Genomic DNA, 11,686 nt, shown 5'->3' on the forward strand with positions numbered 1-11,686 from the left:
TCCCCCTTCTCGCGGGGAACCGCCACGCGATTATTTGGCGGACGAGCGGACTCAGCGCTCGCCGTAGTCGAGCGGCTCGCCCTTGATCATGTGGGTGAGCTCGTTGACGACGTTCTCACCCATGGCCTGCAGCTCGCCGCCTTCGGAGCCGGCGATGTGCGGGGTGAGGATCACGTTCGGCATGTCCCACAGCGGCGAGTCCGGGCTGAGCGGCTCGTCCGGGTCTGTCACGTCGAGGATCGCGTTGATGCGGCCGGTCTTGAGCTCAGCAATCATGTCGTCGGCGTTCACCACGCCGCCTCGGGCCGAGTTGAGGAACCACGCGCCGTCCTTCATCATCTTGAAGTACTTCGCGTCGATCATGCCGTGCGTGGCGGGCAGGTTCGGCGTATGCAGCGAAACGATGTCGGACTCGCGGAACACGGTTTCCAGATCGGCCTTGATCGCACCGTAGGAGGCGGTTTCAGCCTCGTCCATCGAACGGGATTCGGCGAGCACGCGCAGACGGTAGCTCTTGAGCAGGCCCATGAGGTGGCGGCCGATGCGCGAGGACGCGGTGACGAGGCCCACGGTCTTGTGGTAGTTGCCGGCGGTCGGGAATTCGACCTCGCGGTTGATGTATTCGCGGCGATCGCGGTAGATGCGCTCGGCACGGAAGAAGTCCTTGTCGGCCATGAGGATCATAGCCATGCAGAATTCGGCGACCGGGATGCCGTTGACGTAGCCGGAGTTGGCGCGCAGGATGCCGCGCTTCTTGGCCTCTTCGAGCGCGTCGGGGGTGAACAGCGGCCACACGTTGCCGGCCGCGGCGGCCACGCCCTTGAGGTTGGGCATCGCGGCGAGCACTTCGGCATCGATGCGGCCGTTGGGGCCCCAGCCGGAGAACACGTAGTCGGCGTCCTTGATGCGCTCGGCCACGCCCTCGGCGTGGAAGTCGGGGATGACCTCGCGGTCGACGTCGGCGACGGCTTCGAGGCGGGCCCACTGCTCGTCGTTCATGAGCTTGTTCACGAGCTCCGGGGGCTGCATGGTGAGAATGACCTTCGGCTTTGATTCGGCCATGATATTCGTTCCTTCCTTTGGAAAACGCTTACCGCTGGTTTCAGTATATTACCACGCCAGCATGCGACACACGAGAACTCTTGCAAAAATAGGAATCTTCCCCAACTTACCCCGCGCAGACATGCTCGGCCATTGCAACTAATCCCGCAAATACAGCAAACCCTTACCGCAAGCAATCAGCGTTTACTACACCAGCTTGCCCGTTTCTTCGTATTTTGGCGCATGCGCAGAGAATGATGCCCCTCTCCGCACCGCAGCCCGCATTGGTGGTCACGCGATGGCAAATCACTCGATTTTTCCATCGCGTTATGGACACATCAATAGCAGAATCGCATTCCTCGCATATGAACGGTCACACGATGGTATTCGTGTGGCGATTTTCCGTCACGTGCCCGCGCGCGGAGGTCACGCGATGGAAAATCGATTGGTCGTGCCATCGCGTGACCGGGCGCACGCTCACGCGATGGCAAAGAAGATCGTTTTGCCATCTCGTGCCCTGTGAATAGGCGAAAACAGGGTCACGCGATGGAAAACAACACGATTACGCCATCGCATGACCAGTCAGATTCGGCACGCGTGGTCACGCAATGGAAACGCCTGCAGCCATGCCATCACGTGACCGGCAAACCAGCAAAAACAGGGTCACGCGATGGAAAACAGCACGATTATGCCATCGCATGAACAGCACGACCCGAAACGCATGGGCACGCGATGGAGAAAACCCGTATTTTGCCATCCTGTGACCGAATTATGGATGGGAAAACGCCCATGACCACACAGTCGGTTTCACTCCCTATGGGGCACGGACTCGAGCGAATGCCTCGATCAGAAGATGATCGCGGAGACGACGGCCAGCGAGACGAGCGAGAACAGGGTGCTGACCAGCACGAATCCGACCGCGTATTCGGGCATGTTGTTGCGCCGCGCGGTGAACATGGCGATCGTGGTCATGGTCGGCAGACCGGCGATCACGCTGATCGTCAGGATCATGTCGTGCGTGAACGGCAGCGGCGCGACACCAGCAAGCGCACCGGACGCGGCGTTCAGCAGCGCGTACAGGGCCAGCGGGAACGCGATCATCTTCGCGAACAGGCCGACGTACAGTTCGTAGCGTCGCAGCACGGTCCACCAGCGGGTGAGCGCGAACAGGCCGCCGAGATAGATGAGCGACATCGGCGTGGCCATGTTGCCGATCGTATGCAGCGGCTTGAGGATGATGCCGGGCACGCGCACGCCGGCGAGAATGAGCGCGAGCGCGATCATCACGCCGATGAACGCGGGGTTGACGAACCGGCGCAGCAGGCCGAGCGCATGTTCTCCGAACGTGCGCGTCGCGGGTGAGCCGGCCGCGCGACGACCGTCTGCGGACGGTGAGCGTCGCGGCGATGTGCCGGACTGATCGGAAGTAGTGGATGGCACTGCCGTCGATTCGCCGTACGAGCCGGACGCGTCAACAGAACCGGCCGCACCAGCCCCGGCGACCGCTGCGGCAACGTTGACCGGCTCGCACAGCCAGACGCCGTACGTCCACAGCAGTGTTTGGTCGACGATCGACATGAGCGCCACGTAGATCGCGCCCTCCTTGGGGAAGAGCGCCATGATGAGCGGAATGCCGATGAATCCGGCGTTGCCGAACACGAGCGAGGCCTGGAAGACGCGCGAACGCGAGCCGGTGAGCCGCAACGCCCATGCGAGCAGACGGAAGACGACGACCAGCAGCACGTACATGACGGCAGTCAGGAGCATCACGCCCCAGTTGGCGGCGAGCTGCGCGCGGGTGGCGCCGTCGACGGCGTTGGCGAACACGAGCACAGGGATGAGCACGTTGAGCAGCAGCGCGCACATGCCGTCGAGCGCGGTTTTGCCGTAGAACCGCAGCCGCACGCATCCGTAGCCGACCAGCAGCATGATCAGGAATCCGACCAGCTGGCCCACCATCACTCCGAACTGTCCCAACATCCGCTCCTTTCCGTCCGCCGCGAACCATCGCAGGCCCTGCGGTATATCCGTTCCGCACATACCCGCGTACACACGCATCGCACGCACCAGCATGCGGCGACACGCACCGCCCATCGACACGCATCATGCGCAGCTCACGCCAATCCAACCGACCATGATATGCCCGCCGCGACACGCGGACGCGACACGCCGGCTTGCGCTCAAGTGCGCTTGAGGAACGATGATGGAATCGACAACGGATGATAACGAAAACATCCGCGTGGGCCAGCACATCGGCCACCGATATCGGCGGAGTGCGGAACCCGCACGGAAGCCCGCCCCGACGCCCGCGAACGATCCGGGCTGACGGACGGCAACGCATACGCGACCAACAGACAAAGGAGCACCCATGTTCGAACCCACCAACGACTACGCGCCGGCCACCACGCGCTACAACGAGATGCGCTACAACCACTGCGGCACGAGCGGCCTCAAGCTGCCAGCGATCTCGCTCGGCTTCTGGCACAACTTCGGCGACATCACGCCGTACGAGCAGATGAAGTCGCTCGTCTTCACCGCGTTCGACCACGGCATCACGCACTTCGACCTGGCCAACAACTACGGCCCGGAGCCGGGCGCTGCCGAGAAGAGCGCCGGCCGCCTCATCCACCAGTACTTCGCCAAGCACCGCGACGAGCTGATCGTCTCCACCAAGGCCGGCTACGAGATGTGGGCCGGACCGTACGGCGACGGCGGCAGCCGCAAGTACCTGATCTCCAGCCTCGACCAGAGCCTCGAACGGCTCGGCCTCGACTACGTGGATATCTTCTACCATCACCGCCCCGACAACGAGACCCCGCTCGAGGAGACCATGGGCGCGCTCGCGCAGATCGTCGCCAGCGGCAAGGCGCTGTACGTCGGCCTGTCCAACTACGACGGCGAGCGTCTCGCCAAGGCGTCCGCGATCCTCGACGAGCTGCACGTGCCGTTCGTCATCAACCAGAACAAGTACAACATCCTCGACCGTACGGTCGAGCGCAACGGCCTCAAGGACACGGCCAAGAAGCTCGGCAAGGGCTTGATCACGTTCTGCCCGCTCGAGCAGGGCCTGCTCACCGACCGCTATCTCAACGGCATCCCGGCCGACTCGCGCGTGGCGCACGATCCTCGCTTCCTACACGAGGACAGCGTCGAACGCGTGCACAACAAGATCGTCGCGCTCAACGACATCGCGTACCAGCGCGGCCAGACGCTCGCCGAGATGTCGCTCGCATGGCTGCTGCGCGACGACACGGTGACCAGCGTGCTCGCCGGCGCGTCCAAGCCGCAGCAGATCCTCGACAACATCGGCGCGCTCAAGAACACGACATTCAGCGACGACGAGCTGGCCGCGATCGACAAGATCGCGCTCGGCTGAGACCGATACGCAACGATGGCAATGACGAGACGGCGGCACGGCATGATTCGCATGTGCCGCCGTCTCGTCGTCGTGTCGCCGCGCGGACCGCGCATGTCGGACGACATGACGTGGCGATGCCGCAATCGTCGTCCCGCCAGCAGCGAGTTGACGATGACCGCCGTTGTGTGGCCACGTCACCGCCGTGCGCATGGTCCAGTCCCGAACCGTGCGCCGAGAGCGGAACGGCGGCCTATCGTTTTGACTTCAAGTGCTCGAAGTTCCTATCGTCGTTCCCGTACGGCAACCACGGCAGCGCGGCCGGCCCGAAAAACGGTCGGCCCCGTATGGTCGCAGAGAGATTCCACGAGGAGATCAGATCACAGTGAACGCTTTTGCAGAGGAAACGCACGCCGAACCGTCCGGCATGAACGGCACGACCGCCACGACCGATACGCCCGGCCTGCCCCGCACTGAGGCCGAATCCGGCAGTCTGACCCAGCCGACCGGCCATGACGCCGACGGCATGGCGGAGGTGCGCCAGCGGCGGCTGGTCGGCGAGCGCGCGGAGTTCTTCGCGCACGACCGTCGCTATGTGGACTGCCTGTTCGCGGAGGGCGAGTCGCCGCTCAAGCACGCGCACGACGTGGAGGTCGTCTCGAGCTCGTTCCAGTGGAAGTATCCGCTGTGGTACGCGAACAACGTGACCGTGCGCGATTCGACGTGGTTCGAGATGGCGCGCGCGGGCGTGTGGTACACGCATCACCTGCTCGTGGAGGACTGCACGGTCGAAGGACCGAAGAACTTCCGCCGAGCCTCGGACGTGACGCTGCGCAACGTTGATCTGACGCACGCGGAGGAGACGCTGTGGAACTGCACCGGCGTCACGCTGGAGAACGTCGTCGCGCGCGGCGACTATCTGGCGATGAACTGCGAGGACGTGACGGCGACCAACCTGCGTCTGGTCGGCAACTATCCGTTCGACGGCGCGCGCAACGTCACCGTGCGCGATTCGCGTCTGATTTCCAAGGACGCGTTCTGGAACTGCGAAAACGTGACGATCGAGCACTCGTACATCTCCGGCGAGTATCTCGGCTGGAACTCGCGCAACGTCACGCTCGTCGACTGCACGATCGAAAGCCTGCAGGGACTGTGCTATATCGACAACCTTGTCATGAAGAACTGCCGGTTCGTCAACACGACGCTCGCGTTCGAGTATTCGACAGTGGACGTGGACGCGACCGGCACGATCGACAGCGTGATCAACCCGACGTCCGGCGTGATCCGCGCCGACCACATCGGCGAACTCACGCTTGACGCGGACCGCATCGATCCGGCGAAGACGACGATCATCACGCGCTGACGCGACAAGACAGCCGACCAGTCACCGCATAACCGCAGCCGGTCCGATCGGCATGTCTGTCAACCGACCTACGACCATGCAAGTCGCCATTGTCAGCCGTCACCCGGCTCACCGTTCGCACACCGCAGCGGCTGATTCCAGTCACCCCGCCGCGCCGCGTCACAGTCCGGCCACGCGGCGGATCCCCTCTCGGATGACCTGCGGGTCGTGCGCTTCGGCGTGCGTGCCGAGCGCGCGGTGCAGCGTGAGTCCTTCGATCATCGCGTCGAGCAGCGCGGCCGTCGGCTTGTCGAAGAAACGCTCGAGCTGCGCGCGGCTTGCGGCCATCCACCGTTCGGCGATGTCGCGGTAGGCGGTGTCGCGCGCGGCGAGCGTGTAGAACTCGAGATTGATGTCCAGGTCGCGTTGCGTGCCGAGCAGATCGCCTTCGACGTGGCGGGCGATCGCCTCGCACGCGGCCGCCCTGTCGCCGGCGGGCACGGCGGCCATGCGTTCGGCGAACAGGTCGATGCAATGCTGCGCGTACCGGTCGAACGCCTGATGCAGCAGGTCGGCCATGCCGCGGAAATGGTAGGTCATCGAGCCGAGCGGCACGCCGGCCTTGGCGGCGACCACGCGGTGCGACGTGCCGGCGACGCCGCGTTCGGCGATCACGTCGAGGCATGCGTCGACGATGCGGCTTTTGCGGTCCGGGTCAGCACGGCGGGCGGCGGCCTGCGATTGCGTTTCGTTCATGGTTCACGACCATACCCGTCGCGACGTACGAACGTACATCGAACGCCGCGACGAGCACCATCCTCGCGTCACTCGGGGCTCTTGAGCGCGCCGACCATGTCGATGCGATCAAGCGACCGGTTCGTCGCCGCCTCGACCAGCACCGTGAACGCGAGTGCGAGCAGGGCGGCGGCCGCATAGCAGAACCACGCCACGTTCGGCACAATGGTCATGCCCGGCAGATCGAGCTTGCCGAGCAGAAAGCCCAGCAAACCGCGCCCGCACGGCAGGCCGAGCGCGATGCCGAAGCAGGCCAGCAGCAGCATTTCCTTGTTCACGTAACCGTGCACCTCGCGCTTGCGGAAGCCCAACACCTTGATGGTGGCCAGTTCGCGCTCGCGTTCGGAAATGTTCGTGGAGGCGAGCGTGTAGAGCACCACGATCGCGAGCACCGCCGCCATGACGACAATGAACCCGATCATCACGAAGAAGGTGAGGAAGCTCTTCGCGAAGTCGCGTTCCTGCTTGGCGGTGCTCGTCACGGACAGGTACGCGTCGTTTTCGGCAAGATCGTCGGCGAACGCGATCTTCGCATCCGCGTCGTCGGCCTTCACGTTGATCAGGTCGGCGTTCGCGGCGAAGTCCGTGTCGAACGTGCGCTCGTACGCGGATTGTGTCATAACGACGACGTTGCCGGTGTAGTACTGCGCGACCGCGAGGACCGTGACGGTCGCGCTGTTGGCCATCGCGTCGGTCAGGTCGACCGTGTCGCCGTCGGCAAGCGTGAGCTTGTTCGCCGCATTGGTCGTGACGATCACGTCGGCGGACGGATCGTCGCCATTTTTGTCGCGGCTTGAGCCGTTGCCCGACTCGTCGTTTGACCCGTCGTTTCCGGAGCGGGACGAACCGTCGTCGGACGCGTCCGACAGCGCGATCGTCGTGCCGGCCGCGGCATGCAGGTCGAGGTAACCGTCGAGCGATTTGCCGTCGGGCACGACGAGCAGCTGCGCGGTGATCTGTTCGTCGTCGGCCCGATCGTGCGTCGATGTCGCATTCGTCGACGCGTCGGACGAATCGGCGCCGGTGTTCGCATCGTCATGCGCCGCACTCAGTGTCACGCTGCCGACCTGCAGCGGCAGCGTCGATCTGACGCGCGCGTCGTCGTCCAGCGAGCGCTGCGCGTCGGCGTGATCGGCGGCGGACGTGACGGCCATGACGTCGTACGTCGCGATCTCGCGATGCTGACGCGGCATGAGCATCATCGCGGACGATCCCATGCCGAAGCCGGCGGTCATGAGCGCGGTGCAGCCGAGCACGCCGACGATGACCATGAGCGCGCGCGACTTGTAGCGGAACAGGTTGCGCGCGGTCACCTTGCCGAGGAAGCTCAGATGATTCCAAATGAAACCGACGCGCTGCAGGAAGATCACACGACCGGCTTTCGGGGCTTTCGGGCGCATGAGTTCGGCGGGCGTGAGTCTCAATGATCCGACGGTTGCCGCCGCGGCCGCACCGGTGATCGCGACCACAAACAGCAGCACGCCGCCGACCGCAATCCGCCAGTCAACGATCAGCGGATAGCCGGGCAGCACGTAGATGCGCGAAATCAGGCGACGCGTGAACACGAACGGCAGGCCGATCAGGCCAAGCACGTCACCGAGCAGCCCGCCGAACAGGCAGGCTGCGCCGGCGTAGACGAGGTACTTGAGCATCGTCTCGCCGCGCGCGTATCCGAGCGCCTTGTACGTGCCGATGAGCTGGCGGTCCTCCTCCACCATGCGTGTGACGGCGGTCAGGCTCACGAGCAGTGCGATGACGAGGAACAGCACGGGGAACAGCGTGCCGAGGCGCGTGACCATGTCGCTTTGGGTCTTCACGTCCTCGTAGCTGGTGACCGAGCTGCGGTCGCGGATGATCCACTTGGCGCTCGGCAAGGCGGCGATCTTGTCCTGGATGGCTTGTTCGGCGGCGGCGATCTTCTGCTCGGCGGCCGTTTTGGCCGGCAGTCCGTCCGGCAGCGCGTCGATCTTGGCCTTTTGCGCGTTGAGTTGGCTCATGGCCTTGTCGAGCGCGGCCTGATGCACGGCGTCGGTGCGCGCCTGCTCGCGGGTCTGTTGTATGGCCTCGATCGCGGCGCGTGCGTCGGCGACCGTGTTCAGATAATTGTCGTCGTACGTGTTCATCGCGGCCGCGCCGGCAACGGCGATCACGGCGGACGTGTACGGCGGATCGGTTGCGGTTCCGTCGCCATCATCATTGCCGCCGCCGGCGAGCGAGTCAGACGAGACGACCATCGGATACACGGTTTTGCCACCGGAGACGAGCGCGAGCGGACCAGTCGGGTTCACAATGTCGTTCGGGTCGATGATCGTGCCGACGATCGCGTACTTGCCGTCCGCGAACGTGCCGGTCGAGTCGTCGGCGTCGGTCGTGTCGTCGCCTTTTCCGTTTGCGGTTTCGTCAGACGAATCGGATGCGCCGTCCGGCGAATCCGCGCCGGCACTGTCAGCAGTCGTCGCAGCAACGGACGCAACATTTGTCATGACCGAGTCGTCCGGCCTGAACTCAAGCGTGTCGCCGATCGACTTGCCGGCGTCGTCCAAATACTGTTGCGTGACGGCGATTTCGCGTGCCGCGTTCGGCAACCGACCGTCGGTCACATACGGGCTGTCGATGCCGCGGTCGTTGAGTTCGGTGACGGTGGCGGACGCCTGCTTGCCGTCGACCGTCGTGGTGACGGATGCGACGCGTTCGCCGGCCGCGTCCTTGACGCCGCTCACCTTGCGCAAAGCGGCGATGTCGTCGTCATCGAGGCCGAGCGTGGAGACGATCGCGATGTCGTGCATATTCGTGTCATCGAAAAACGTGTCGAGTCCGGCGCGGATGTCGCGGCCGACCGAGTTGAGCCCGCCGAGCATCATCACGCCGACCGCGACGATCACGAGCATCGCGGCGAAACGTTTGCCGTTGCCACGGATCGCACGCCACGCGTCCTTCCACATCGCGGTGCGCCGACGCGCTCTCGTCGCGCGGTGCTGTCTGGTTCGTTCCATCGCAGTCCCCTCCCCTACCATTCGATGTCCGCGATCGGCGTCGGGTTCGGGTTCTCGGTGATCTCGGTGACTTTGCCGGAACGGAAGCGGATCAGGCGATCGCCCATCGGCGCGAGCGCCGAGTTGTGCGTGACGAGCGCGACGGTGATGCCGCGCTGACGGCAGGAATCCTGCAACAGCTGGAGCACTTCCTTGCCGGTGTTGTAGTCGAGCGCGCCGGTTGGCTCGTCGCACAGCAGCAGTTTCGGGTTCTTGGCGAGCGCGCGGGCGATCGAGACGCGCTGCTGCTCGCCGCCGCTCAGCTGCGCGGGGAAGTTGTCGAGACGGTTGCCGAGACCGACTTTCTCGAGCATCTCGCGCGCGTCAAGGGCGTCGGGGCAGATCTGGCTGGCGAGTTCGACGTTTTCGAGGGCGGTCAGGTTGGGGACGAGGTTGTAGAACTGGAACACGAAGCCGACGTCGAAACGGCGGTAGTCGGTCAGCTGCGCCTCGTTGAACGCGGTGATGTCCCTGCCGTCAAGCTTTACGGAGCCGGACGTGGCGCGGTCCATGCCCCCGAGGATGTTCAGCGTGGTGGATTTACCGGCGCCGGACGCGCCGAGGATGACGGCGAGCTCGCCCCGTTCGATGTCGAAAGTGGCGTGGTCGAGCGCGCGCACGGCGGATTCGCCGGTGCCGTACTGGCGAACCACGTCGTGGAATTCAAGGAATGGCATGTCGATCGTTCCTCTCTTGCGATGACTCTTCCATACGTCTTGTGCAATGGTTGCTTGCGGTTCTTGCACAAGGCTTGGTTTGTGGTTCCAAGAAATACATCAGCATGTCGGGTAAATAAATCCACGTAATCCGACATTGTGTGGGGTTATCGTGCGGGAATTGCATCATTGCAGCGATCGCCGCACCGAAAACACGATACGCTGTTGAGTTATTCCATCAATGTATTCCAAACGCAGGGAGCGAACCATGGCACGACCGCGAGCCGAGGAACCAAGCGCACCGCAAAAAATGCAGGATGCGTTCTGGCGACTGCTAGAGGACAAGCCGTACGCGCAGATCACCATCAGCGACATCACACGCGCAAGCGGGCTCAACCGCAGCGCGTTCTACTATCATTACGCCAACATTCCAGAACTCGCCGACGACGCGATCGCGGCGATCTACGAGGAGCCGGGCGTGACCGCGTTCATCGCGCACGTCATTCGGCAGGACAATGACATCAATGCGCTGCGCGACTTCGCGCTCGAATTCATCGGCACGCCGGAGCATCTGACAAGCATCCACCGGCTGTCGCTGATCGCCGGCCCGCACGGGTCGTCGGGGTTGTCCGCGCAGCTGAAGACCTATGTCGCCGGCATCTGGCTCGCGGCGATCGGCGTCGACGAGGCCCAGCTCAACCCCGGTCAACGCATCGTATTGGAATATGCAGCCAGCGGCATGCTCGGCGTCCTCGGCAAGGCGCAGACCCTGTTCACGCCCGAAGCCGTCGAATGGCTCGCCCACTCCCCGCTGCCGAACATCGTCTCCCAGCTCATCAACTCGCTCAAAGACGATGCCGGCATGTCATCGTGACGCACCGTCTCCCCGCCAAAACGCTCCTCCGGCAGCGGCAACGACCGCTAGCGGAGCAGGGCGTGGGCCTTGCGGCACACGTCGTCGTTGAGATCGTACAGGCGCTCGATGGTCGGAGCCGCGCGGCGGCCGGTGGCGGCGACGACCGCACGACATGCGGGATATGCGGCGATCCAGCAGGCAAAACCCGGAACGGCGAGGATGATCATGAGCGCGATCATGGAGGCGAGGTAGGCGAACGTGGCACCGGCGAGGAACGCGCAGCCGACAAGCCCCAGGCTCAGCGCGGCGATGCGCCCGTTGCGCGCCGGAGCGGCGTCCAGATTGGCGATCTGCGCGGACTGCGCCTCGAAACGGCGCTGCAGGCGAACGAGTTCGGTTTTGTTGTCGATGGCCCGCGCACGGCGGAGGCGCAGCGTGCGGGAATCAGCGTCCTGCAACTCCCACCCGAAGGCGCGGTAGCCGTCGGCGAGCACAGCGTTGCGGTCGGGGGCGGCGGTGACAGTCAGGTATTCGTAGCTCACGTAGTCGTCGGCGGCCTGTTGTGCGTTCTGTGCGATCTGATTGGCGGCGGTCATCATCTGGCTCCTT

10 protein-coding genes are annotated in these 11,686 nt (G+C 64.2%); 4 read left to right on the plus strand and 6 right to left on the minus strand.

Annotation, left to right across the window (positions count from 1 at the left end):
* Nucleotides 1–51 precede the first annotated feature (51 nt).
* Nucleotides 52–1,062, minus strand: coding sequence for a hydroxyacid dehydrogenase (locus BBIA_RS00725; RefSeq protein ID WP_033492415.1), 1,011 nt, complete (start codon nucleotides 1,060–1,062; stop codon nucleotides 52–54).
* 525 nt (nucleotides 1,063–1,587) lie between these two features.
* On the opposite strand from BBIA_RS00725, the gene BBIA_RS14035 reads away from it, so the two are divergent.
* The gene (locus BBIA_RS14035) at nucleotides 1,588–1,743 is read left to right on the plus strand and encodes a hypothetical protein (RefSeq protein WP_156103653.1); all 156 of its coding nucleotides are present in this window, start codon (nucleotides 1,588–1,590) and stop codon (nucleotides 1,741–1,743) included.
* Nucleotides 1,744–1,887: 144 nt separating this feature from the next.
* Here BBIA_RS14035 and BBIA_RS00730 read toward each other — a convergent pair whose 3' ends face one another.
* Nucleotides 1,888–3,018 carry an AEC family transporter gene (locus tag BBIA_RS00730; protein WP_033492559.1) on the minus strand — a complete coding sequence of 377 codons (1,131 nt, stop codon included), beginning with the start codon at nucleotides 3,016–3,018 and terminating at the stop codon, nucleotides 1,888–1,890.
* A gap of 391 nt (nucleotides 3,019–3,409) precedes the next feature.
* Between BBIA_RS00730 and BBIA_RS00735 the strand changes: the two genes are divergently transcribed.
* The gene (locus tag BBIA_RS00735; protein ID WP_033492413.1) at nucleotides 3,410–4,417 is read left to right on the plus strand and encodes an aldo/keto reductase; all 1,008 of its coding nucleotides are present in this window, start codon (nucleotides 3,410–3,412) and stop codon (nucleotides 4,415–4,417) included.
* A 364-nt stretch (nucleotides 4,418–4,781) separates the two neighbouring features.
* A complete protein-coding gene (locus BBIA_RS00740) occupies nucleotides 4,782–5,759 on the plus strand; it encodes a DUF3737 family protein (RefSeq protein ID WP_238548386.1) in 978 nt (325 codons plus the stop codon).
* Between the two features lie 159 nt (nucleotides 5,760–5,918).
* On the opposite strand, the gene BBIA_RS00745 is transcribed toward BBIA_RS00740, so the two are convergent.
* The 3 genes from BBIA_RS00745 to BBIA_RS00755 all read right to left on the minus strand — a co-directional run bounded on the left by BBIA_RS00745 (nucleotide 5,919) and on the right by BBIA_RS00755 (nucleotide 10,242).
* Nucleotides 5,919–6,494, minus strand: a complete 576-nt coding sequence (locus BBIA_RS00745; protein WP_033492411.1) for a TetR/AcrR family transcriptional regulator — start codon at nucleotides 6,492–6,494, stop codon at nucleotides 5,919–5,921.
* Between the two features lie 68 nt (nucleotides 6,495–6,562).
* Complete coding sequence (locus tag BBIA_RS00750; protein ID WP_160268205.1) at nucleotides 6,563–9,526, minus strand: ABC transporter permease; 2,964 nt, start codon at nucleotides 9,524–9,526, stop codon at nucleotides 6,563–6,565.
* A gap of 14 nt (nucleotides 9,527–9,540) precedes the next feature.
* Nucleotides 9,541–10,242, minus strand: a complete 702-nt coding sequence (locus BBIA_RS00755; RefSeq protein WP_033492407.1) for an ABC transporter ATP-binding protein — start codon at nucleotides 10,240–10,242, stop codon at nucleotides 9,541–9,543.
* A gap of 247 nt (nucleotides 10,243–10,489) precedes the next feature.
* On the opposite strand from BBIA_RS00755, the gene BBIA_RS00760 reads away from it, so the two are divergent.
* Nucleotides 10,490–11,095 carry a TetR/AcrR family transcriptional regulator gene (locus BBIA_RS00760; protein ID WP_160268204.1) on the plus strand — a complete coding sequence of 202 codons (606 nt, stop codon included), beginning with the start codon at nucleotides 10,490–10,492 and terminating at the stop codon, nucleotides 11,093–11,095.
* Nucleotides 11,096–11,142: 47 nt separating this feature from the next.
* On the opposite strand, the gene BBIA_RS00765 is transcribed toward BBIA_RS00760, so the two are convergent.
* The gene (locus BBIA_RS00765) at nucleotides 11,143–11,676 is read right to left on the minus strand and encodes a hypothetical protein (RefSeq protein ID WP_051923601.1); all 534 of its coding nucleotides are present in this window, start codon (nucleotides 11,674–11,676) and stop codon (nucleotides 11,143–11,145) included.
* Nucleotides 11,677–11,686 lie beyond the last annotated feature (10 nt).

This window comes from Bifidobacterium biavatii DSM 23969 (assembly GCF_000741165.1).
GTDB lineage: Bacteria > Actinomycetota > Actinomycetes > Actinomycetales > Bifidobacteriaceae > Bifidobacterium > Bifidobacterium biavatii.

Excerpts from the sequence above, each read along its gene's own strand:
- BBIA_RS00725 (WP_033492415.1), bottom strand. The coding sequence starts at position 1,062 with ATGGCCGAATCAAAGCCGAAGGTCATTCTCACCATGCAGCCCCCGGAG.
- BBIA_RS14035 (WP_156103653.1), top strand. The coding sequence starts at position 1,588 with ATGGAAAACAACACGATTACGCCATCGCATGACCAGTCAGATTCGGCA.
- BBIA_RS00735 (WP_033492413.1), top strand. The coding sequence starts at position 3,410 with ATGTTCGAACCCACCAACGACTACGCGCCGGCCACCACGCGCTACAAC.
- BBIA_RS00745 (WP_033492411.1), bottom strand. The coding sequence starts at position 6,494 with ATGAACGAAACGCAATCGCAGGCCGCCGCCCGCCGTGCTGACCCGGAC.
- BBIA_RS00750 (WP_160268205.1), bottom strand. The coding sequence starts at position 9,526 with ATGGAACGAACCAGACAGCACCGCGCGACGAGAGCGCGTCGGCGCACC.
- BBIA_RS00755 (WP_033492407.1), bottom strand. The coding sequence starts at position 10,242 with ATGCCATTCCTTGAATTCCACGACGTGGTTCGCCAGTACGGCACCGGC.
- BBIA_RS00760 (WP_160268204.1), top strand. The coding sequence starts at position 10,490 with ATGGCACGACCGCGAGCCGAGGAACCAAGCGCACCGCAAAAAATGCAG.
- BBIA_RS00765 (WP_051923601.1), bottom strand. The coding sequence starts at position 11,676 with ATGATGACCGCCGCCAATCAGATCGCACAGAACGCACAACAGGCCGCC.